The following is a 22,309-nucleotide window of genomic DNA, read 5'->3' as shown; positions in this document are numbered from 1 at the left end:
CGTTTCGCACTTCCGGGCCGATGTCGAATTCGATTCCCTGACGGAACGTTATTGTTGAGCAATAGGAAAGACGAACGTACCGTGGACCCCGTCCCGACTCGACTCGAGCGGATCGCGGCTGTGATCGCGGCCCTCGCCGCGTTGTCTCTGCTCCCCGTCGCCGCCTTTGGTTCCGGAATCGGCGTCGTCGTCATGCTATTCGTCGCGGTCACGTGCACGACGATCGCGAAGGCACGCGTCGGCATCGACGCCCTGCTCACGTTCGGGATTCGCCGCGTTCCCGAGGACGATCCGGTCGCCGAGCGGTACCGCGAGCGGCGAGCGCGCGAGGACGAGCGAATCGGGGAGGCGGTCTCGTTCGACTACGATCCGCGGCTCGATCGCCTGCTGGCGGTCGGACTGGGGGTCGTCGGGATCGGCGCGCTGGCGTTCGTAGTGGCGAACGGCGAAGGCGGCCGGAACACCACGCGACTGCTGGTCGTCGTACTCGTCGCGCTCAACGCCGCGTTGATCGCCTACGCTGCGTCGTATATGGACGGCGACTAAAGAGAAGCGTCCGACCGCGGCTCAGTCGTCGCTCGCGGCGAAGGTAGCCGAATCGGCTTCGACGGCCGCCTCGGGCGTACCCGGTAGTTCGCTGCGAACGTCGTCGCTGCCCTGCTCGGTAATCGCCTCGTAGTAGGCGTCGGGCATGACCTTCACGAAGGCCTCGAGCGCGCGCTCCCAGTTCTCGAGCAGGAGTTCACCCCGCTCGGAGCCGGTGTAGGCGACGTGGTTCTCGACGAGGCGACGCAGCATCTCCTCGTCTTTTTCCTCGAGGTCGTCGTGGAGCGACACCATCCCGGTGTTGGCCTTGGCCTCGAACGCGTCGTCGGGGTCGTAGACGTAGGCGACGCCGCCGGACATCCCGGCCGCGAAGTTCTTGCCCGTCTCGCCGAGGACGGCGACGACGCCGCCGGTCATGTACTCGCAGCCGTGGTCGCCGACGCCCTCGACGACGGCTTTGGCCCCGGAGTTGCGGACGGCGAAGCGCTCGCCGGCGACGCCGTTGACGTATAGTTGGCCGTCGGTCGCGCCATAGAGCGCGACGTTACCGATCGAGATGTTCTCGGTCGGGTCGTAGGTCGCCGTCTCCGGCGTACGGATCGTGATCTTCCCGCCCGAGAGCCCCTTGCCGACGTAGTCGTTGGCGCTGCCGTCTAAGTGCATCGAGACGCCGCTTGCCAGGAACGCACCGAAGCTCTGTCCGGCGGTTCCCTCGAGGTCGGCCGTGATGGTATCTTCGGGGAGGCCGGGCTCGCCGTAGCGGCTGGTGATGCGGTTCGAGAGCATCGCCCCGACGGTGCGATCGACGTTCGAGACATCGGCCGCGAGCGTGACCGGCTCCTGGTCTTCGATGGCGTCGGCCGCGGCCTCGATGAGGTCGCGGTCGAGCTGGTCCTCGAGTTCGTGGTCCTGCTCGCGGATCTTGCGGCGGACGTCGCTTCCGGGATCCGCGATGACGTCCGAAAGGTCGACGTTACGTGCCTTCGGGTGGTCGACGTCGGTCCGCTGCGCCAAGACGTCGACCTGGCCGATCATCTCGTCGATCGTCTCGAAGCCGAGTTCGGCCATGATCTCGCGCAGCTCCTGGGCGATGAACGTCATGTAGTTGATGACGTGTTCGGGCTCGCCGGGGAACCGCTTGCGCAGGTCCTCGCGCTGGGTGGCGACGCCGACCGGACAGGTGTTCTTGTGACACTGCCGGGCCATCACGCAGCCGCCGGTGACGAGCGAGGCGGTCCCGAAGATGTACTCCTCGGCGCCGAGCAGGGCGGCGACGGCGACGTCGCGGCCCGTCTTCATTCCGCCGTCCGCGGAGACGCGGATGCGGTCGCGCAGCCCGGTCTGACAGAGCATCTGGTTGGCCTCGGCGAGGCCGAGCTCCCAGGGGAGGCCGGCGCTCTTGATTGAGGTGCGCGGCGAGGCGCCCGTCCCGCCGGAGTGACCCGAGATGTGGACCACGTCGGCGTTGGCCTTCGCGACGCCGGCGGCGACCGTGCCGATACCGGCTTCGGAGACGAGTTTGACGTTGATGTCCGCCTGCTCGTTGGCCGCCTTCAGGTCGAAGATCAGCTGTTTGAGATCCTCGATGGAGTAGATATCGTGCAGCGGCGGCGGGGAGATGAGGCCGACGCCCGGGGTCGATTTGCGGACGTGGGCGATCATCTCGTTGACCTTCTCGCCGGGCAGGTGGCCGCCCTCGCCGGGCTTCGATCCCTGAGCCATCTTGATCTGCAGTTCGTCGGCACTCGAGAGGTACGTCGAGGTGACGCCGAAACGGCCACTGGCGACCTGCTTGACGTTACACTCGCGTTCGGTGTCGAACCGTTCCGGCGGTTCGCCGCCCTCGCCCGAGTTGGACTTGCCGCCAATGCGGTTCATCGCGATCGAGTTGTTCTCGTGGGCTTCCGGCGACAGGCTGCCCAGCGACATCGCGGCCGTCGAGAAGCGCTGAACGATGTCTTTGATCGGCTCGACGTCCTCGATCGGCACCGGATCGCGGTCCGAGTCGAACTCGAGGAGCCCGCGAAGCGTCTGGAGGTTCTGCTGTTGGTCGTTGATGAGTTCGGCGAACTCCTGGTAGCGCTCGTAATCGTTCGATCGGACGGACTGCTGGAGCGCGCCGACGGTCTGTGGGTTCCACTGGTGGTAGATCCCGTCTGAGCGGTGTTCGAACTCGCCCTGTCGGTCGAGTTTGGACTCCTCCTCGCCGAAGGCTGCGTCGTGGCGTTCGCGAACGTCCGCTTCGATCTCTGCGAGGCTGATCCCCTCGGTGCGGTTCTCGGTTCCCTCGAAGTACTCGCGGACCAGGTCCGAGTCGAGACCCACCGCCTCGAAAATCTGGGCGCCCTGGTAGCTCTCGACCGTCGAGATCCCCATCTTGGCCATGATCTTCAGGAGGCCGTCTTCGACGGCTCCGACGTAGGCGTCGATGGCGACCTCGGTGTCGGCGCCGTCGGGGCCGGCGGTGATGTCCTCGATGGTCTGGTAGGCGAGGTACGGGTTGACCGCGCCGGCGCCGTAGCCGACCAGCGTCGCGAAGTGGTGGACCGTGCGCGGGTCGGCGGACTCGACGACGAGTCCGACGTGGTTGCGCAGGCCGTTGCGCACGAGGTGGTGGTGGACGCCGCCGGTCGCGAGCAGGCTCGGAATCGCTACGCGGTCCGCGTCGACGTCTCGATCAGAGAGGATGAGCACGTCGTGACCCGCCTCGATGGCCTCGACTGCGTCCGCACGGACGCGTTCGATCGCCGCTTCGAGGTCGTCGCCGAGTTCCTCGCTCGTCGGTTCGTACGTGATGTCGATCGTCGCGGCCGTAATCCCGTTGGCCGAGCAGTCGCGGATCGACTCGAGTTCGGCGTCGGTGAGGATCGGCGAGTCCAGCACGAGCTGACGGGCATGCTCGGGGGACTCGGTAAGCAGGTTGCGCTGGTAGCCCAGTCGGCTCTCCATCGAGGTCACCAGCTCCTCGCGGATGTAGTCCAGCGGCGGGTTGGTAACCTGTGCGAACAGCTGCTTGAAGTAGGAGAACAGCGGGCGGTTGAACTCGGTGAGGACGGACAGCGGCGTGTCGTCGCCCATCGAGCCGACGGGATCTTTCCCCTTCTGGGTCATCGGCTCGATCATGTTCTCGAGTTCGTCGTGCGTGTAGCCGAAGGCGGCCTGCTGGTCGCGTAGGCCGCCGACGGGCTGGCGCGGCGAACTGTCGCCGGCGGTGCGGATATCGTCGAGGGAGACCTGTTCGGCCTCGAGCCACTCACCGTAACGGTCGTCGGTGAGGTCCTCGAAGACTTCGTCGTCGGGAATGACGCGGCCCTCGTTCGGATCGGCGAGGAACAGCTGGCCGGGCTGGAGACGACCGCGCTCTTGGATCTCGTCGGGTGCGGGCTCGAGCGCGCCGGACTCGCTGGCCACGATCAGCCGGTTGTCCTTGGTGACGTCGTAGCGACAGGGGCGCAGACCGTTGCGGTCGAGGACGGCGCCGACGCGTTCGCCGTCGGTCGCCGCGACGAGTGCGGGGCCGTCCCAGGGCTCGACGAGCGAGGCGTGGAAGTCGTACCAGTCCTTGCGGTCCTGATCCATCGCGTCGTCGCCGCGCCAGGCCTCGGGAACGAGCATCCGGAGGGCGTGCTCGAGATCGCGTCCGTCCTGCATGAGCAGTTCGAGCGCGTTGTCGACGCTCGCGGTGTCGGACTGATCGGGGTCGTCGATGATCGGTTTGACCGCCTCGAGATCCTCTAAGACTTCGCTCTCGATGTCGGTCTCGCGGGCGCGCATCCAGTTGATGTTGCCCTGAATGGTGTTGAACTCGCCGTTGTGGATGATGTTTCGGTACGGGTGGGCGAGATGCCAGGCGCCGAGCGTGTTCGTGGAGAACCGCTCGTGAACCATGGCGAACGTCGATTCGATGCGTTCGTCGGTCAGATCCTCGTAGTAAGACGGAACCTGCACCCCCTTGAGCAGGCCCTTGTAGACGATGGTATCGGAGTCAAGCGAGCAGACGTAGAAGCGCTCCGCGTTCTCGACATCGGCGTCTTCGACGGCGTTCTCGAGGGCGCGCCGTGCGACGTAGAGTCGTCGGTCGAATGTCTCGTCATCGATATCGTCCGCGGGCGTGACGACGACCTGCCAGACGTCGGGTTCGGAGTCGACGGCTGTCGCGCCGAGATCCTCGTTGTTCGTCGGCACGTCGCGCCACTCCAGGACCTCGAGATCGTACGTCTCGAGGGCGTCTTCGAGTATCGAGACGAGTTCCGTACGCGCCGTCTCCTCCTGTGGGAAAAAGAGCGACCCGACGGCGTAGGTCTCCGGGAGGTCGGCCTCGAGAACGCTATCGAAAAACGAATCGGGCGTCTGGAGCATGATGCCCGCACCGTCGCCGGTGTTTTTCTCCGCGCCGGTGGTCCCGCGATGTTCGAGATTTTTGAGCAGTTCCAATCCGTCGGCGACGACATCGTGTCCCCCATCCCCATCGAGGTCCATGACGACGCCGACGCCGCAGTTCGACCGTTCGTCCGCGGGGTCTGCAAGTCCCCGCGAACGCTCGGTGGATGACGCTATCTGTGGCTGTGGCATACACACTCGTAGCAAAAACTGCTATAAGAGGCTGTCCCATAATGACTAAGTGTATTATACACACATATAATGGGATATAAGGTCTATCAGTGGTCACATCCGCAGCGGCCGCTCACTGCGTATCCCGATTCAGAGTGGCGTCGCTGTCGCCCGTTCGTCCCGAGTAGCGTCGGCAACGGCAAGTTTCGGTGAAGGAATAACTGCCCGACTAGGGCAGAAGTGTCAGAGGCACGTAGTGCTCACCCACCAGAGTGAACACCACATCTGTGTTATTTCCCGCCAGCCGTAAGCAGTATTGGGTTAAAGAGTTAGGTTTGGGTGTGACAAACGTACACAAACTCTCGCCCACGTTCGGACGTCGAAATTCGCAAACGGCGGCGATTTACGGCGGATGAGACTGAAATGCGACAAAATCGAGGCGGATCGGTGAGGTGAGCCGTGCGTTAGTACGACTTCGCGAAGTATGCGATCTCGTCCGCGGGGTCGCCACAGACGCCACACTCGTCGTGCTCGGGTTCGGGAACCTCCCCGGCCGTCGTCCCGCCCTCGTCCTCGAGTGGCTGCATAACGATCTCGGCTGCGATCTTCTCCTTGATCGCTTCCTCGCAGGCCTCGTCGCCACACCACGAGGTCTTCACGTAGCCGCCGTGTTTGCCGATCGTGCCGAGGATCTCCTCGGGGCTGTAGGCTTCGCGAACGTTCTCCTCGAGGTTCGCCTCGGCCGCATCGTACAGTTTGTCGAAGATGTCCTCGAGGTGCTCGTCGACGGCGTCGACGATCTCGTCGCGATCCTCGACTGCCTCCTCATTGTCCGGTCGGTGGACCATCGTGACCTCCTCGTCTTCGACCTCGTAGGGGCCGATCTCCAGCCTGAGGGGGACGCCGTTGAGTTCGTGCTCGTTGAACTTGAAGCCGGGATTGCGCTCGTCGCGGTCGTCGAGTTCGACGCGGAAGCCGGCGTCTTCGAGTTCGTCGGCGATGGTCTCGGAGTACTCGAGGACATCCTCTTTGGTGTCCTCCTGCCAAATGGGGACGATGGCGACTTGGGTGGGGGCGACTGTCGGTGGCAGAACCAGCCCCTGATCGTCGGAGTGGGTCATGATGAGCGCCCCGATTGCCCGCCACGAGAGTCCCCAGGAGGTCGTGTAGGCGGTTCGATCGTCTCCGTCCTCGTCGGAGAACGTAATGTTGAACGCCTCGGCGAAACTCTGCCCTAAGTTATGGCTCGTCGCGCCTTGGACGGACTTGCCGTCGGGCATCAACGCCTCCACGGTCGTCGTCGTATCGGCCCCGGGGAATTTGTCGTGTTCGGGCTTCTTTCCTCGCAGTACCGGAATCGCCAGTACGTCCTCGTAGACGCGCTCGTACTGGCTCAGTCGGGTCCAGACCTCCTCCCAGGCCCCCTCGTTGTCGGCGTGGGCGGTGTGGCCCTCCTGCCACATGAATTCCTTCGTCCGGAAGAACGGCTTCGTCTCCGTCGCTTCCCACCGAACGACCGAGCACCACTGATTGAGCCGCAGCGGCAAGTCGCGGTGGCTGCGAGTCCAATCGGCCATAAAGGGCGCGATGATCGACTCGCTGGTCGGTCGGACGGCGAGACGCTCCTCGAGTTCCTCGTGGCCGCCGTGGGTCACCCACGCGACCTCGGGGTCGAAACCCTCGACGATGTCCTTCTCGCGCTCTAAGAAGCTCTCTGGGATGAACATCGGGAAGTAGACGTTGTCGACGCCGGTCTCTTTGAACCAGCCGTCCAGCGCGTCCTGAATGGCCTCCCAGAGGGCGTAGCCGCGCGGCTTCGTGACGATGAAGCCGCCCATCGGGGCGTAGTCCGCGAGGTTGGCCTTCTGGACGACTTCGGCGTACCACTCGCCGGGTTTGTGCGATTTCGACTCGGTGATCCCGAGTTCCTGGCTCTCGTCGCTCATACATCGACTCACTGCCACCGCACGCTTAAACGATACGAAGGTACGGTGGCCGACCCTGCGATTGGTGTCGAACCAAACCCGTCGATCGGGGTCTCGACACCGAAGCGTCTCGGAAACCGTGGGACGTACGGATCTGCCGACGGCTTCACTCCCTCACGATCCAGGTTTCCATCCTCGACAACGGACCCTGAACCTCGTTGCCGATACTACTCCCGCCCACCGACAGTGATTGGCTGAGAGTGTTTACCAGACGCAATTTTACACGACTATTTCTCATCAATACTATTCCGTTTCGAATGGGGGATAAAAGTATTATGTTTTATTACATCATACATTATATTGTCGAGCGCAATGGGAGATAACCACACACAGGGTGAGGATACCCACGCGGACGGTATCGAACGGCGAACGCTGTTGAAGACGAGCGTAGCCCTCGGAACGCTGGCGATCGGCGGTGCGTCGCTGGGAGCTGTCAACGGGAGCCCGCTGCCGGACCAACCGGTGGCCGAAGACGGGACGGTCGCCTACCAGTACTTCCACGCGGAGTGGACCGACATCGAAGCCGACGTCCCTCGTCTCGAGGAGGTCGGCATCGACGCGATCTGGATCCAGCAGCCGGCGCGAGGAAAACTCGACTGGGACGATCTCTCGTACGACGGCGAGTACGGCTTCTACGACGAGACCTCGCCGTTCGGCTTCCGCGATCCGCACCCGCCGGTCGGCTACCAGCCCGTCGACCTGACGAATCTCGACTCGACGCTCGGGACCGAGCGCGAACTCGAGTCGCTGATCGAGACCTGCCACGACCACGGGATCGAGGTCATCGTCGACGTCGTGTTGAACCACATGGCGGCAGAACAGGGTCCGGACGGTTACGTAGAACTCCCGCAGTTCGACAGAGACGGACACTTCCACGACAACGGCACGCTGGGCGAGGACTGCCGACTGGACGGCGAGGCAGCGGAGTACGAGTGCGACCTCCTCGGACTGCCGTCGTTCGATATCGAACTCTCGTACGTCCAGGACGCCCATCGGGACTATCTCCAGCGGATCGCGGACCTGGGTGCCGACGGGCTCCGATACGACGCCGCTGGCCACGTCTGGCCGTGGTACTTCGAATACGAGATCAACGCGCTCGCGGACGACCTCGACCTCTGGCGCGTCGGCGAGATCTGGGACTACGACATCGGGCGATTGCTCGAGTTCGCCGACACCGGGATGACCGTCTTCGACTTCCCGCTGTACGACGCCATCGTCGACGCCTTCGAGGGCGGCAGCATGGAGGGGCTCTCGCAGGACGCGGCCAACGGCGTCGCACACCACGATCCGAGCGTCGCGGTCACCTTCGCACAGAACCACGATACCGTCGGTCCGAGTGTCGAGGCGGACGAACCCGAGGGCCGGGCGGTCGAACTCGCCGAAGCGTTCATCCTCGCGTACGCGGGGATGCCGATGGTGTACCGATCCGGGCCCGAGGACCGGACCGAACTCGACGACGAGGCGTTCCGAGATCTCGTCGACGTCTCACGGGAGTTCGCACACGGCAACGTGATCGACCGCCACGTCGACTACGACACCTACGTCTTCGAACGCAGCGGGAACCTGCTCGCTGGCATCAACAAAAGCGAGCGGAGCGATTGGACCGAATGGGTCGAAACGTCCTGGACGAACGAGACGCTCACCGATCACGCCGGCGGCCAGGAGACGGTTGTCACCAACGACGAAGGATGGGCCGAGATCACGGTTCCGGCCGAAGGCTGGGTCATGTATGCACCCGAAACGGAAGACGATGATGACGGCGATGACGACGGCGAGTCCAACCAGATCACGTTACGGATGACGGTCGACGTCGGTCACGGTGACTCCGTCTACTTCACCGGAAGCACCGACGAGCTCACGAACTGGGGCGGCGGCGTCGAAGGGACCTGGACGGAGGGAAACGTCTGGGAGGTCACTATCGACGATCCCGGCGAGTTCGAGTGGAAGACCCGTCGCGGCTCGAGCGGCGAAACCGGTGACGTCTGGGAACAAGGAGGCAACCACGACGAGAGCGACGTCCACCCCACCCACCAGGGCTGGTCCGAGTGACATCCTCGCCCGGCGTGAACGCCGGGGGCTTCCACCACAGGTGGAATACCAGTACTGTGCTAGATTGAGGTTTCAAGACGTGTTCGCGCCACCGGTCTCCGGCTCCTCCCCCGCTCCCATCGGTGGTGAGCTGGACGAACCCTTGTCATCGGAAGCCCGCCTCTCGGACGGGAGTCCCTCGCTCGGTGACGTGTCTTCGTGGGCCTGCCACTGGCCCCCGCTCCGAGGCGAGTCATCGCCTGCCGATTTCCAAGACAGGCTCTCTCCCCACGGATTCAGCCGATTAGCTATGTTCGCTGCTGCGTTCAAATCTGCCTGATACTCCGACACCCAACACGCCTCATTCGTACACTTGAACGTGCCCTGATGCGGCCTATACCCGATATGCTGACACGCGTGGCACGTCTTCGACGTATGGTGCGGATACACGTATTTCACAGGAATGCCGTGCTCCGTTGCCTTGTCCTCGATGCGTGACTGTAGTTCGGAGAACAGCCACTTGCCAAGGCGTCTATTCCAATACTTGCCAATATCCTCGTCGGTGATACCGTTGAGGTATTCGAGAACGATGACAGGGTTCTCGAACTGAGTGGTGTATTCGACGGCTCGTACGGATGCTTTCTCGATTTCGTCTTCGATGGCGTCTTGCCACCGTCCCCACACGAGGTCGTCCAAAAGCGTTGAGGCGTAGCGTGATTTCAAGCGGTCTTCGGTAGAGGCTTGTTTCTGTCGGAGGTGTCGGATGCGACCACCATCCACGAACAACGGATCAATGGGTGTGTCGTCTCGGAGGGCACAGCCCACCAAGAGCTTCGACTCACCCACATCGAACCCGACAGGCGTCACGTCGTCGATATTATACGAACACGAGTGGCCTGGTGCGATTTCGTAGTTCGCTGCGACGTGTAACACCCATTGATTACCGTCACGCTGCAGGCGTATTTCTCCAGCCCATACACTCTCATCTTCGTTGTCAATTAGCAAATGCCACCAGTCTTCTTGCTCAGGATTCAACTGGAGGGGTATCCAGAATTTCGTCCCGCGACCGGGAAGCGGGACTTCCCAACAGATTTCGTGGTAGCGGTTATTATCAACGTCGAAGACGGCTGCGGTGTTGGCGTAACGGATTGGGTGCGTGTCTGCGAGTTGTTTCGCATCATACGTGTCCTCGTCTAAGAGGTTGGGTACATATTTTTTGAGTGCGTTTTTCGAGTGCTAGTTGAGTTCTTCACCACTGACGACCTCGTTGACGGCAGTCATCGTGTCGCACTCGTTGTTGAAACTCCGACGAAGCAGTTGCTCGTATCGTTCGTGCTCGTTGTGGAGCTTGCGCTGCTTGTGCTGTGTGGGTGGGACAAGATACGCTTCGAGCGTCTTGCACTCCTCACTCATTCTTCAGCGTCGAGTCCTTGTTCGATGAGTTCGGCGTATGCGAAGTCCATTCGCAGGCCGTTCTCCCGGGAGTATTCTTTCACTTGTTCGTGGAGGTCGCTTCCACGTTTGATGGCTATATCAACTCGCATCCGTTTTTCAGTACGTTTTTTCGTATGTTAAATGTTCGTATTGGCGTTGGGTATTCAAAGTGCTGTTACTCGTGGCTTGTGTGGTCGAGTGACGCGATTCACGCCCGTTGTGCAAACCTTCGGTTTGCGATGCCCATCAGAACGCTTCGCGTTCTGAGGACGCCGTAAACGGCGGGATTCTCTCGCTGATTAAAGATAGTCGCGTCTGTCGGAACCGGTCTCGGCTGTTCCCGTCGGATCGCCCGCCGACAACGGCCGACCAGTTCTTCCACGTTCTCTGACCTTTAAGCGAGTGCGTTACAAACGGAAACGTATGCGAGTTATCGAGGTAACGGAGTACGGCGACAGCGACCAGCTCGAGGCCACCGACGCCGACCTCCCGGAACCGGGCGCCGGCGAGGTCCGTATCGAGGTCGAGGCGGCCGGAATCAACTTCGCGGACATCATGCAACGCCGCGGGGTCTATCCCGGCGGTCCCGAGGCGCCATACACCCCCGGTATGGAAGCCGCAGGGACGATCGACGCGACCGGCGAGGGCGTCGGCCTCGAGGAAGGCGACCGCGTCGTCGCGATGCTCAGCACCGGCGGCTACGCCGAGTACGCCGTCGCGAACGCCCAGATGCTGTTTCCCATTCCCGAGGGGATGAGCTTCGAGGAGGCCGCCGGCTTCCCCGTCCAGTTTCTCACCGCCCACAGCTGTCTGTTCGAGTGGGGCGGCCTCGAGGAAGACGAAACCGTCCTGATTCAGGCCGCCGCGGGCGGGGTCGGGACGGCTGCCGTGCAGTTAGCGTCGAACCACGGCGCGGAGGTGTTCGGCACCGCGAGCACGCAGGAAAAGCTCGACCTCGCCGAAGGCCTGGGCTGTGACCACCCGATCAACTACACCGAGACGGACTTCCGCGAAATCATCGACGAGGAAACCGACGGCGAGGGCGTCGATCTCGTCCTCGAGAGCGTCGGCGACGACGTCTTCGAGCGCAGCCTCGACGCCATGAAACACTTCGGCCGGATGGTTACCTACGGCGTCGCCAGCGGCGTCCCCGGCGAAATCGAGAACCGACGGCTCCTCTTCGAGAACAAGACGATCAAAGGGTTCCACCTCGGGCAGGCCTCCTATCACGATCCGGGTACAGTGATGAAGGCCGTCCCCGAGCTCACCGAGGGACTGACGAGCGGCGATCTCGAGGTGATTCTGGGCGAATCGTTCGCACTCGAGGACGCCGCCGAGGCCCATCAGTACATCGAGGATCGCAAAAGTTCTGGAAAGGTTGTTCTGAAGCCCTGAGCGCGGGCAGACTCGAGTGACGCCGATCAGAAACCGGACGGTTACTAATCGTCGTCATCGTCCTCATTCTCGTCATCCTCCGCATCGTCTCCGTCCTCCCCATCGTCCTCATTCTCGTCATCCTCCGCATCGTCCCCGTCCTCCCCATCGTCCTCATTCTCGTCATCCTCCGCATCGTCCCCGTCCTCCCCATCGTCCTCATTCTCGTCATCCTCCGCATCGTCCCCGTCCTCTCCGTCGTCATCATCCTCGTCGGTATCGTCTCCATCGCCTTCGTCGGAATCGTCCTCTTCCCCGTTATCATCGCTGTCGTCTCCATCTCCGTCTCCGTCATCGTCATCGTCATCGGCGTCGCCGTCGCCATCGTCGTCGGTATCGTCGTCCTCCTCAGTTTCACTACCGTCGTCACCGTTTTCGCCGTCCGCATCGTCCCCGTCGTCGCCACTCTCGTCGGCGCTGACGTTCTCCGTGTCCCCGCCGAACAGCTCTTCTTCATCGCCACCGTCTTCGTCGGGGTCCTCGTCGAACGTCTCGCTCAGACATCCCGCGAGTGTGCCGACGGTTCCACCTGCCGCTGCGAGGATCAACCGACGACGAGTCGTATCGGTCATGCTCTCACGCCGGGCTACCACAGAGGGATAAAAGAGTATTCGTGCTGTACTCAAGCGGACAACGCTCCCACCGCGTAGAAACAACGGTCCGCTACGGACGTATCCGCCTACTACTGTGTGTTTGCTAACCGGTGTTCTCTCGAAGGGGGTTTTCAACGGCCGATCGAAGAGACCACTCGACTTACTCGTCGTCATCGCTGCCGAAGCTGAACCACCCTATCCCATCGTCGTCATCATCGTCATCGCCGATTTCGACGTCGTCACCTTCATCGACCGACTCGCCGTTTACGTCGCCGCCGACTTCGGTGCCGTTCCCGAGGTACACCTCTCCACCGGCGTCGACCGAGCCGTCGTCGCCGAGAACGACGGCGCCGTCGGTATCGATCGCGCCATCGATCTCGGCGTCCGCGGCAGTCGTCACGTCACCGCCTGCAGTGACATCGCTGCCGACCTCGCTGTCGTCGCCGAGATCGACGGTGCCACCGGTGTCGATCGTTCCCTCGACCGTGGCGTCCTCTTCGAGGAGCACGCCGGCGGCTTCGACGGAGCCATCGACCTCGACGTCGGCGAGGACCTGGATCGTCCCCTCGACCGAGATGTCGTCGTCCGTATCTTCCGCAACCGTAAGATCGCCGTCCTCGTCGTCATCGCCGAGTCCGTTCTCGTTGCCATCGTCGTCCGCTTCCGACCCGTTCGAAAATATCTCTTCGGCAGTGTCTGTCTCGGCGTCGGAACTGCCGTCGGTCGAGAGACCCTGACAGCCCGCGAGTGCGCCGACAGTTCCGGTGGCCACAGCGACGAGCGTCCGCCGACGAGTCGTATCGGTCATGTTCTCGACCCGGGCTACCACGAAGGGATAAAAGAGTAATCGTCCTGTACTCGGTAGAGAGGATCAACCGATCGTCGGCGCCGTGCGCGCTCTATCTACATCTCTGTGATGAATTGTCTGCCAGCTCACGTGTCCGACGCCTCGAGGTGGTCGTTCCACTCGAGGTCGTGGCCCACGAACGCCGCCTCGTCCAGCGGTGGCCCGCCCTCGAAGCGGAACTCGCCGACGACCGTCTCGCCCTCGAGGACGCCGGGGAGCCAGAACTGGTCGTCCGCCCACATCTGATCGTAGGGGACGTCGTCGACGGCCACCCACTCCGGTCGAGCTTCCTCGGTAGGCGTCGGTTCACCCGCAAACGAGCGCGTCCGATAAACGTGACAGAACGTGTGTCTCTCGCCGTCCAGCAGAACGGTGAGTTCGCCCGCTTTCTCGAGGGACTCGGGATCGATTTCGAGCCCCACCTCCTCGCGAGTCTCTCGAACGGCACACTCGCGGGGCGTTTCGTCTGCCTCGAGTTTCCCACCGGGACCGTTGTACCAGCCCTCGCCGAGCCCGCGACGTTTTTCGATGAGGAGCACCTCCTCCGTGGCGTCGCTCTCGGTGTCGCGCGTCCGTCTCGGAAAACACAGCGTTGCTTCGATCATACGAATTCGTTCCGCCCCCGGAAAATAAAGTATCAGTGTCGATTGGCGACGTTCTCGTGGCCTTTAAGCCCATACCGCCAGTAGCGTCGTGCCATGGAGTACTTGCTGTGGGTCTTGATAGCGCTCCTCGCCTACTCGTTCGTCGCACCTCTCACGAGCGTTATCGTGCAGGACGTCCCGGCGACGCCCGGGCTGTTTCTCTCGACATGCGTCTTTCTCCTGATCGCGAGCAGCGTGATGGTCCTGACCGGAACCGCCGATCCCGCCCACGCGATGTCGGTCGAAGCCGGCTACGTCTACGTCGCCGGGGCCTTCCTGACGATCGGCATTCTGGCCTACACCGCCGCCCTCGAGACCGGTCCCGTAAGCGTCGTCGTGCCGATCTTCGGCATGTTCATCGTGGGGAGTTCGATACTCGGCATCCTCTTTCTCGGCGAGACGATGTCGGTGACCCGGGCGGCCGGAATCGTCTGTGCCGTGCTCGCGATCGTCTGCAGCGCGGGTGATCGTAAATGAAGCGAGGGTATCTGCTGCTCTCGTTCGTCGCGTTCGCCGCGTACAGCCTGGTCGCACCGCTGTTGAAGGTCGCGATGGAGACGATTCCGAGCACGACGGCGGTCTTCATGTCGAACGCGGTCATGCTCACCCTCCTCGGCGGTCTGCTGGTCTATCAGGGACAGTCCCCCCATCAGTATCTCTCACATCCGAAACTGCCACACATCGTCGGCTGGGGGATGTTGCTCGCCGTCGGCTTACTGGCGTACTACCGAGCGCTCGCCCTCGGTCCTGTCAGCGTCGTCGTCCCGATCTACGGCCTATTCATCGCGGTCAGTTCGGTGATCGGCATGCTCGCACTCGAGGAGTCGCTGACGCCCAGAAAACTGTTGGGGATCGCCTTCGCCGTGCTCGCGGTAATTCTAATGTCTATCTGACACGCTCGCCGGCGCCGCTCAATCGTCGTCAGCGAATTCGCTCGGCATATCCACCGTCTCAGCCGTCTCCGCTTCGGGCCCACAGCCAAGCGACCGGTGGGGACAGTACCGACAGTGATCGCCGGCCGTCGTCTCCTCGAAGGACGGATCGTCGACCGCTTCGAGCGTCTCGCGCACCGACGGCCACGGTGGGAGTTCCTCGGGCGCCACGAGATCGACTCGAGGCCCGTCGACCGCGCCGACGTAGACGTAGCCGACGGCAGCGACCGATTCGTCGAACCGGCGCTCGCAGGCACGTGCGTACAGCGCTAGCTGCGTCGCATCCTCAGCATCGATCCGGTCGGCCGTCGCCTTGTAGTCGAGGATCACGACGTTGCCGTCGGGCGTCCGCCGAACGGAATCGACGAAGCCGACGACCTCGCCGTTCACCCCGGTGACGTCCTCGAGTGCGAACGGGAGCTCCGCAGCAAGCTGTTCCCAGTCGGCAACTCGTTCGTCGAACGCAGGTGCTGTGGCCTTGAAGTAGCGATCGACACAGGCGAGGACGGCCTCGCGGTGCTCGAGCAGATCGCGGGCCGTTAGCTGTCGAACGGCCGCCTCGCGCCATTCCTCACGGCTTCGGTAGTCGCGGTAGAACGCTTCCTCCGCAACGGCGTGGAAGATCGTCCCGACGACTCGCGACCCCGTCTCGTCGTCTCCCCCGCCTTCGGCCCCGCCAGACCGCTCGATCGCATCGTCGACCGCCCGGACGACGTGATCGAGGTAGTGCTTCCGCGCGCAGGTCTCGTGGGTCTCCATCGCCGTGTAGCTGTGGCGCAACGCGGCCGGCACCTCGGTCGCGTTCGAGAGCGTCTCGACGGGGAATCGGACGGTGTCGGTCGAAAGCGCCGACGGCCGGCGGCCGGTCGGCACTTGTCGTATCGATCCCTCCACAGAGCCGACGGTCGCGGATCCGTCGTGACTCGCCGCGTCGGCCGCCGGCAACAGCGCTCCGCTGCGCAACTGCCGCCCGAGTCGGTGCACCGTCTCGATCGCTTCCCGCGTCTCGAGCGGTTCGACGAACCGATCGTCGTAGCCGGCGTAGTAGGTGATCGTCCCCGGGCTACTGCCGGCGGAGCGACCGATCTCCGCCGTCCGGTCGACGACGGTTTCGGGGTAAGTCTCCTGTACACGCCGGAAGCTCTCGGTCAGCGACGCCCAGAGGGTCATTCGCTGGCCGGCGACGGACCACTCGATCTCGCTCGACAGACACGCCTCGGCGGTCGACACGCCGAGTTCGGTCTCGTCGCCGTCGTACTCGTACTCGGAGCCGAAGACGAACAGGTGGTTTTCGGCGCGCGTGAGCGCGACGTGGAGCACGCGCCACTCCTCGCCGACCGTCTCGGCTGCGAGGTCCGCGAGCAGCGGCGAGTCCACCTCGTCGTCGAGCGTCGCCGCGAGCAGTCGATAGCGCGCGCGTTCGGCGTAATCGCGGTCGACGCACCACTCTTCGTCGGAAAGATACGGGACGAGCACGGTGTCGAACTCGAGCCCCTTCGCCTGGTGGACCGTCATCACGTCGATCGAGTCCGACGACTGGGTGCCCCGGGTTCGCTCGCTGTCGCTCCCGCGGAGGGTCCCCTCGAGCGCGTCGACGAACGCCAGCGTCAGCGTCTGGACGACCGAATCGGCGGTGTAGGCCTCGACGAACCGCTCGAGACGCTGGAACTCCTCGCGCTCGTCGGTCGTGAGGAACCACTCGAGGCGGGTCACCTCGCGGAACCGGCGAACGAAGCCCGAGAGCGGGTAGACGTCCCGCAGCGTCTCCAGTTCGGCAAGGTGATCGCGCGCTCGCTCGAGTCGATCCGGGTGTTCGAGCGCGGTCGATTCACAGTCAAGCACCGCGTCGTACAGCGATCCGTCGCGGTGTTGAAGCGTCGCCAGATCGCCCTCGGTGAGCCGGTATCGGTAGAGCAACACGCGCCGAAGGTGAGTGTCGGCGGTCGGATCGACGAGCACGCGAAAGTACGAGAGCAGCGTCTGCATGCCCGGCGAAATCTCGCCTCGCGGCGAGCCCGAAATCTCGTAGGGAATCTGCCGGTCGCGGAGTTCGTTGGCGACCGCCTGCGCGTGACGGTTCGTCCGGACGATGACGGCGATATCCTCGAGCGAGCGTTTGGGGACGTTCTCGGCTTCGTCGTTCAACAGCCGCGAGACGGTCGTCGCGACCTGTTCGGCTGTCGGTCGATCGATCTCTTCGCTCTCGACTTTGACGACGCGATCCGGGGGCTGTTCCGCGTTGCCGTCTTCGCTCTCGGTCGCGGCGTCGCTTTCGCTCTCGTCCGTGGCGTTGCCTTCGTTCCCGGTCGCGGCATCTGCTCCGCCTCCGTACTCGCCCGTTTCCCTTCCGACCTCGCGGAGCGTCTTCGAGGACTGCGGTCCGTAGTCGCAGTGGTTGGTGAGATCCAAAATCTCCTGGCGCGAGCGGAAGTTGAGCTCGAGTTCGATCGCCTCGTGGTCGTCGTACGTCTCGGCGAGCCGGTCGAGTCCCTCCCGGTCGGTGCCCCGCCAGCCGTAGATCGCCTGATCCTTGTCGCCGATGGCGAGCAGGTCGGGCCGGTCGGGACCGTCGGTGAGTTCGGTGATCAGGGCGAACTGCGTCTCGTCGGTGTCCTGGAATTCGTCGCAGTAGACCTGCGTCCACTGGTCCGTGATCTCGGTCGCGATATCGTCGTCCGTCAGCAGCTCGGTCGCCGTCCGAACCAGTTCGTCGAAGTCCAGCGTCCGCTCGTCCTCGAGATGCTCGTGGTAGTCGGCGTAGACCGCGGTGTAGTGGCGCGCGAGGCGCATGAACTCGACGTAGTGTTTCAGGCGACCGAACGGGCTCTGCTCGATCCGGCTCGTCGCGGTGCGCCAGATTTCGTTGCCGAACAGCGCTCGCGGCAGCTGTTTCGTCGTCGGCTCCTCGAGCGAGAGCACCTCGATCGTGTTCGTCACGCACTGCTGGAGCACCCGGAGGTAACGATCGACGTCGCGGACGACGTCGTCGTCGCGGAACTCCGCCGGGGCTTCCGCGATCTTCTCGCGACAGTAGGTGATGAGCGTCCCGTAGCCGACCAGCGACTGTTGTGACGCCTCGAGGTGATCGTCCGCGTTGAAGTAGCGAAGTGCCTCGTTATCGAAGGAGAGTTCGTCGCCCGCGGTCCGCTCGAGCCAGAGGACGAACTCGTTGCAGAGCTCGAGAGTGCGAACGTCCGGAAGCTGCGCTTCTAGCTGCTCGGGCGTGATGTCCTCTTGGCTCATGGCCTGGATGAACCGATCGACGCCGGCGGCGAGGTCGTCCGGCGAGCCCTGCCCGACGGTCGCGAAGTCGTAGTCGTTGGTCGCGAGCAGTCGGCCGACGATCCGGCGGCGCTTGCGCTCGGTGACGACGTCGAACTCCGGCGAGTAGCCGAGGTAGTAGGCGTACTCCCGGACCAGTCGATAACAGAACGAATGGTAGGTGTAGACGTCGATCGCGGCGGCGGCTTCGGGGTCGAGGCGCTCGGCGACCGCGTCCCGAATGCTCCCCGCAGCCTCGTTCGCGAACGTCAGGACGAGCACGTCCTCGGGATCGGCGTCACCGCGTTCGATCGCGCGCTCGATCCGCATGAGCATCGTCGTCGTCTTCCCGGTTCCCGCGCCGGCGTCGACGGATGTACAGGCCGCGTTGCTCTCGATGACGGCGGGCTGATTCCCCTTTGGGTCGAGCGAGTCGCTCTCGCAATTGTCGTCGTCCGTCTCGACATTCCGCTCTCGATTCGCATCAGCCATCGAATCGCACCTCCTCGGCGATGTAGTCCTGACAGCAGACCGTGTAGCCACAGTCCGGACAGGCGTCGCTCGAGATGTCGTCCCAGCGATCGGTCGGATCGAACGCGCCACCCGCGATCTCGCTCACGACGTCCGCGAGCCGGTCGTCGACCGTCCGATTTCGGTGTTCGTGGGTCATGCCGTAGGTGTGGTGGTCGATGTAGCCGTCGGTCAGATCCTTCGCCTCGAGGCTCGTTTCGACCGTCTCGCGAACCCAGTTGATCGCGGTCCCCGACCGTTCGGCGAGGGGGATCTGGACGTACCGACAGGTTCGATCCTCGAGTCCCAACTGCTGACAGCGGGTTCGAAGCCCGTCGATGATGACGGCGGTCTCGAAGAGCGAGGCGACGAACGACGGATCGAAGACGCCCGCATCCGGATCGAAGTGGTCAGTGAACCGTTCGGCGATCCCTCGTTCCCAGTCCGATCGGTACCGAAGAAGACCGAGCGGCCTAAGCGTCGGGACGAACCGGACGCCGACGATCGACCGGCCGTCGGCGTAGATGTAGTCGACGCTGGCGTCGATCGTGACTGAGCCGGCGTCGCCCTCAGTCTCCGGTTTCGGTCTCGCTTCCGATTCGGGTTCCGGCAGCGAAACCGTACTCGAGAGCGGGAGATCCGGTCCGATTAGCTCGCCGTCCGTCGCCTCGGCCGTCAGCCGCTCGACCCCCGCCGCGTGGTCGACGCCGACGGTCTCGACGTACGCCTCGAGCGTCGCCTCGAGCACCCGTCGTTCGTGTCGCCGTTGTGTCCTCGAGTGGAAGCGCTCGTCGTGGTCTGTCCATAGCGCCTCGAGTCGGTCCTGTGCGACATCGCCGAGCGCCTCGCGGTCCGTCTCGCCGCGTCGCAGCGCGTCGCAGATCGCCGTTCGCAGGAGGTCGATGCGGTCGTCGATCGTCGTCTCGTCGTTACTTCCCTCGAGCCCGTCGACGTGGGCGAATTCGTACCGGCGGGGACAGTGGAGGTAGGTTACGAGACCGTCGACGTCGAGGCTGTCTGCAGCCGAACCGTCAGTACTCGAGTCAACCGCACCCTCAGTCATCGCGCACCACCTCGCCGGCCGCGAACTCGAACTGCGAACGGACGGCTTCGGCCAGCTCCGGGTCGATGTCGCCGTCCTCGAGGACGACCGCGATCTCCTCGAACAGCTCCTCGGTCGCGCCGAGGTCGGCCTCGCCGCCGGTGCTCGCCTCCCGGAGGATCCGCTCGAGTTCGCCGTGGGGTTGGGCGAGCAGCGCCTCGAGGGCGTTCGTCTCGCCGTGGATCGCTGCGGCGGTGTCGGTTTCGACGTCCGGTAGATCGAGTCCGTCGGTCGCGTCGATCAGTTGGAGGTAGCGCGACTCGTCGTACGTCCGTCGCAGGCCGCCGGAGCCCCGCTCGTACGAGCAACAGTAGAGGTGGGTTCTCGCGGCACGGGTGCCGAGGGCGAGTCGCCGCCGGGACCGCTGGGCGTGATAGGTTTTAAACGGGTCTCCGACGGAATCGTCGCCGCCGGAATCGACATCGGCGGTAGCAAACGTCCGTGCGATGTCGGTCACGGACGGATCGGTGACCGCGGGATAGCTGTCCATTTCGCGCAGCCACGCCGTCGGGAACAGTTGCGTGAGAAACTGCTCGCCGGGATAGTTCTCGTCGAGCAGGTCGAGCAGGAAGACGGCCTCCCAGGAGTCGTACTTACAGTCGTCGACGGCACAGACCGTGACGCCGCCCGTCGGCGGCTGGGCCTCGACCGCGTGGACGTACGGCGCGTCGTACTGGATTGTTCGGCGAAGCATCCGCCGCAGCCCCTGCCAGTCCGGGCCGACGAGGTCCGTCTCCTCGACGAACCGGGCGATCTCGAGCACTCGACGGACGCTCGCGTACTGCTCGCGGGCGTCGACCCACGCCTCGTCGCGGGCGATGCGTCCCTTCAGGTCCGTCAGCCGGATCCAGCGTTCGAGCGACCTGGCGACGCTCGAGTCGGTACACGACGCGAGCAACTCGGGCGTCACGTCGTCGGCGCGGGCGCGAAGGCGCTCGAGCGAGACGGTCCACGGATCCGTCAATTCTGGGCCCTCTCGACCGCGAACGGCGTGATCAGTGACGGCGTCGCCGCGGAGTTGGGCGTCGATCCTGTTAGCGTCTCGCTCGCGTTCGCACTGGAGCGTCACGAACGCGTAGAGTTCGTGGACGACCGGGTCTTCGGCGAGCGAGGGCGTGCCAATCGTCGCCGTCGGAACCCCCGCCTCGCGGAGCTGTCGTCTGGTTTCGGGGACGCGTTCGATTCGCGGGACGGCGACAGCGAATGCGTCGAAACGCCAGTCGTGTCGGTCCCGAAGCGCCTGAATCTCGCTCGCGACGGCACCGACCTGATCGCGGGCCGTCCGGGTCCGAATACGCCGGGCCCGTCCGCGCTCCGCTGGTTCGACTCGGTCGTCGGTACCAATCGACTGTCGTCCCCCGATTTCTGCCGGTTTCGGTGGTTCTCCCGTCGCTAACAGTCGCGTAATCGCGTGATGCGGTGGTGTCGTGCCGCGGTCGTCGTCGGGTTGCTCGAGCCCCGAGTCGACGATCTTCACCTCGAGTTCGTCCCCGACGAGATCCTCGATACGGCCCGGTTCGACCCGCGTGCGCTCGACGCTGGCGTGGCGTTCACCCAGACAGACGAGGTCCGCGTCGCGCGTGAGCGTCGCGAGATATCGCCGATCGAGTCGGCGATACTCCTCGAACTCGACGGCGAGGACGGCGTCGATCGAGTCCGTCACTCGCGTCCGGAGCCCGTCCGTATCCGACTCGAGCAACTCGACGGTCCGCGGGATCACGTCCGCTCGCTCGACGTACTCCCGCGACTCGAGTTCCGCGTGGAACCGATCGTTCATCGCGTAGAGGAAGGCCAGCGAGTCGTGTGGATCGCGGTCCGCGACGTCCTCGAGTCGCAACTGCTGGCGCGTCGCCTCGAGCAGCAGTTGTCCGACGTCTCGGGCGAAGCTCTCGTGTTCCGCGGCTCGCTCGAGGTAGTCCGGAACGTCGCGGCTGGCGCCGTCGATCACCAGCGAGATGAGTTCGATACGCTCCTCGTATTCGAGTCGATCCAGCGTCGGATCGTACGCTTCGAGCACCTTCGAGGCGTGTTCCGGGAGCGACTCGACGCGCGGTGATCGAGGCGAGCCGCTCGTGGCATCGATGCCGGCGAGGGCTTCGGTGAGCGACTCGAGACCCGCGGGGTGACGTTTCAGGACCAGGACGTTTCGAGGACCGTACTCGTCGGCGAGGGTGGCGTACTCCGCCACAATGCGGTCGAAAAGCTCGTCACTGGGTGCGGGTTCGGAGCGGAGTTTGCAGGTGCCGACGAGACCTGCTGGAGGGGACGCCATCGGTTGATACGTCACGGAATATAGCCGGGTTTGTACTTAAATGTGCGGCGGAGCCCGAACGTGGTCGTCGGTCACGGCGTCGATGGGATCGAGAGGACGTCCACACGGCCGCTTGGACTCCAGCCGCGTTGTCTTCCCCGATGGACGATGCTATCCGCTTCGGCAATTCT

Annotated in this window: 14 protein-coding genes and 1 pseudogene; 5 read left to right on the top strand and 10 right to left on the bottom strand. The window is 63.9% G+C overall.

Annotated elements, in window-relative coordinates:
• Window positions 1-81: 81 nt before the first annotated feature.
• Window positions 82-546 (top strand): hypothetical protein, encoded by a 465-nt coding sequence (locus ACSFC5_RS02320; protein ID WP_440763653.1) that lies wholly within the window; start codon window positions 82-84, stop codon window positions 544-546.
• A 21-nt stretch (window positions 547-567) separates the two neighbouring features.
• Here ACSFC5_RS02320 and gltB read toward each other — a convergent pair whose 3' ends face one another.
• Both gltB and proS read right to left on the bottom strand, forming a co-directional pair.
• Window positions 568-5,118: a glutamate synthase large subunit gene (gltB, locus tag ACSFC5_RS02315; protein ID WP_440763652.1), complete on the bottom strand. Its 4,551-nt coding sequence runs from the start codon at window positions 5,116-5,118 to the stop codon at window positions 568-570.
• Between the two features lie 443 nt (window positions 5,119-5,561).
• On the bottom strand, window positions 5,562-7,043 hold the full coding sequence (gene proS, locus ACSFC5_RS02310) for a proline--tRNA ligase (protein WP_440763651.1): 1,482 nt from the start codon (window positions 7,041-7,043) through the stop codon (window positions 5,562-5,564).
• 351 nt (window positions 7,044-7,394) lie between these two features.
• Between proS and ACSFC5_RS02305 the strand changes: the two genes are divergently transcribed.
• Entirely contained in the window at window positions 7,395-9,131 is a 1,737-nt protein-coding gene (locus ACSFC5_RS02305) for an alpha-amylase domain-containing protein (RefSeq protein ID WP_440763650.1), read from the top strand.
• Between the two features lie 72 nt (window positions 9,132-9,203).
• On the opposite strand, the pseudogene ACSFC5_RS02300 reads toward ACSFC5_RS02305, so the two are convergent.
• Both ACSFC5_RS02300 and ACSFC5_RS02295 read right to left on the bottom strand, forming a co-directional pair.
• Window positions 9,204-10,523: pseudogene (locus tag ACSFC5_RS02300) on the bottom strand (IS200/IS605 family accessory protein TnpB-related protein).
• Window positions 10,520-10,654 carry a hypothetical protein gene (locus tag ACSFC5_RS02295; RefSeq protein WP_440763649.1) on the bottom strand — a complete coding sequence of 45 codons (135 nt, stop codon included), beginning with the start codon at window positions 10,652-10,654 and terminating at the stop codon, window positions 10,520-10,522. The pseudogene ACSFC5_RS02300 and the gene ACSFC5_RS02295 overlap by 4 nt, the downstream one beginning before the upstream one ends.
• A gap of 313 nt (window positions 10,655-10,967) precedes the next feature.
• Here ACSFC5_RS02295 and ACSFC5_RS02290 point away from each other — a divergent pair, with 313 nt between their 5' ends.
• The gene (locus ACSFC5_RS02290; RefSeq protein WP_440763648.1) at window positions 10,968-11,939 is read left to right on the top strand and encodes a quinone oxidoreductase family protein; all 972 of its coding nucleotides are present in this window, start codon (window positions 10,968-10,970) and stop codon (window positions 11,937-11,939) included.
• 44 nt (window positions 11,940-11,983) lie between these two features.
• Here ACSFC5_RS02290 and ACSFC5_RS02285 read toward each other — a convergent pair whose 3' ends face one another.
• From ACSFC5_RS02285 to ACSFC5_RS02275, 3 genes are all read right to left on the bottom strand, one after another.
• Entirely contained in the window at window positions 11,984-12,550 is a 567-nt protein-coding gene (locus ACSFC5_RS02285; protein WP_440763647.1) for a hypothetical protein, read from the bottom strand.
• Between the two features lie 181 nt (window positions 12,551-12,731).
• The gene (locus ACSFC5_RS02280; protein ID WP_440763646.1) at window positions 12,732-13,379 is read right to left on the bottom strand and encodes a polymer-forming cytoskeletal protein; all 648 of its coding nucleotides are present in this window, start codon (window positions 13,377-13,379) and stop codon (window positions 12,732-12,734) included.
• 125 nt (window positions 13,380-13,504) lie between these two features.
• A complete protein-coding gene (locus tag ACSFC5_RS02275; RefSeq protein WP_440763645.1) occupies window positions 13,505-14,023 on the bottom strand; it encodes an 8-oxo-dGTP diphosphatase in 519 nt (172 codons plus the stop codon).
• A gap of 93 nt (window positions 14,024-14,116) precedes the next feature.
• Between ACSFC5_RS02275 and ACSFC5_RS02270 the strand changes: the two genes are divergently transcribed.
• On the top strand, window positions 14,117-14,539 hold the full coding sequence (locus ACSFC5_RS02270) for an EamA family transporter (RefSeq protein ID WP_440763644.1): 423 nt from the start codon (window positions 14,117-14,119) through the stop codon (window positions 14,537-14,539).
• On the top strand, window positions 14,536-14,955 hold the full coding sequence (locus ACSFC5_RS02265; protein ID WP_440763643.1) for an EamA family transporter: 420 nt from the start codon (window positions 14,536-14,538) through the stop codon (window positions 14,953-14,955). Before ACSFC5_RS02270 ends, ACSFC5_RS02265 begins: the two co-directional genes overlap by 4 nt.
• 18 nt (window positions 14,956-14,973) lie before the next feature.
• On the opposite strand, the gene ACSFC5_RS02260 is transcribed toward ACSFC5_RS02265, so the two are convergent.
• Genes ACSFC5_RS02260 through ACSFC5_RS02250 form a run of 3 tightly spaced genes read right to left on the bottom strand, consistent with a single transcriptional unit; the run spans window position 14,974 to window position 22,139 of the window.
• Window positions 14,974-18,747 carry a UvrD-helicase domain-containing protein gene (locus ACSFC5_RS02260; protein WP_440763642.1) on the bottom strand — a complete coding sequence of 1,258 codons (3,774 nt, stop codon included), beginning with the start codon at window positions 18,745-18,747 and terminating at the stop codon, window positions 14,974-14,976.
• Window positions 18,740-19,828 (bottom strand): PD-(D/E)XK nuclease family protein, encoded by a 1,089-nt coding sequence (locus tag ACSFC5_RS02255; RefSeq protein ID WP_440763641.1) that lies wholly within the window; start codon window positions 19,826-19,828, stop codon window positions 18,740-18,742. Before ACSFC5_RS02255 ends, ACSFC5_RS02260 begins: the two co-directional genes overlap by 8 nt.
• Complete coding sequence (locus ACSFC5_RS02250) at window positions 19,821-22,139, bottom strand: PD-(D/E)XK nuclease family protein (RefSeq protein ID WP_440763640.1); 2,319 nt, start codon at window positions 22,137-22,139, stop codon at window positions 19,821-19,823. Before ACSFC5_RS02250 ends, ACSFC5_RS02255 begins: the two co-directional genes overlap by 8 nt.
• Between the last annotated feature and the right edge of the window lie 170 nt (window positions 22,140-22,309).

The sequence above is a fragment of the Natronorubrum marinum genome (assembly GCF_052040125.1).
Lineage (GTDB): Archaea > Halobacteriota > Halobacteria > Halobacteriales > Natrialbaceae > Natronorubrum.
This window is presented reverse-complemented; position numbering and strand designations above follow the sequence as displayed.

Excerpts from the sequence above, each read along its gene's own strand:
- gltB (WP_440763652.1), bottom strand. The coding sequence starts at position 5,118 with ATGCCACAGCCACAGATAGCGTCATCCACCGAGCGTTCGCGGGGACTT.
- proS (WP_440763651.1), bottom strand. The coding sequence starts at position 7,043 with ATGAGCGACGAGAGCCAGGAACTCGGGATCACCGAGTCGAAATCGCAC.
- ACSFC5_RS02305 (WP_440763650.1), top strand. The coding sequence starts at position 7,395 with ATGGGAGATAACCACACACAGGGTGAGGATACCCACGCGGACGGTATC.
- ACSFC5_RS02295 (WP_440763649.1), bottom strand. The coding sequence starts at position 10,654 with ATGCGAGTTGATATAGCCATCAAACGTGGAAGCGACCTCCACGAACAA.
- ACSFC5_RS02290 (WP_440763648.1), top strand. The coding sequence starts at position 10,968 with ATGCGAGTTATCGAGGTAACGGAGTACGGCGACAGCGACCAGCTCGAG.
- ACSFC5_RS02285 (WP_440763647.1), bottom strand. The coding sequence starts at position 12,550 with ATGACCGATACGACTCGTCGTCGGTTGATCCTCGCAGCGGCAGGTGGA.
- ACSFC5_RS02280 (WP_440763646.1), bottom strand. The coding sequence starts at position 13,379 with ATGACCGATACGACTCGTCGGCGGACGCTCGTCGCTGTGGCCACCGGA.
- ACSFC5_RS02275 (WP_440763645.1), bottom strand. The coding sequence starts at position 14,023 with ATGATCGAAGCAACGCTGTGTTTTCCGAGACGGACGCGCGACACCGAG.
- ACSFC5_RS02270 (WP_440763644.1), top strand. The coding sequence starts at position 14,117 with ATGGAGTACTTGCTGTGGGTCTTGATAGCGCTCCTCGCCTACTCGTTC.
- ACSFC5_RS02265 (WP_440763643.1), top strand. The coding sequence starts at position 14,536 with ATGAAGCGAGGGTATCTGCTGCTCTCGTTCGTCGCGTTCGCCGCGTAC.
- ACSFC5_RS02260 (WP_440763642.1), bottom strand. The coding sequence starts at position 18,747 with ATGGCTGATGCGAATCGAGAGCGGAATGTCGAGACGGACGACGACAAT.
- ACSFC5_RS02255 (WP_440763641.1), bottom strand. The coding sequence starts at position 19,828 with ATGACTGAGGGTGCGGTTGACTCGAGTACTGACGGTTCGGCTGCAGAC.
- ACSFC5_RS02250 (WP_440763640.1), bottom strand. The coding sequence starts at position 22,139 with ATGGCGTCCCCTCCAGCAGGTCTCGTCGGCACCTGCAAACTCCGCTCC.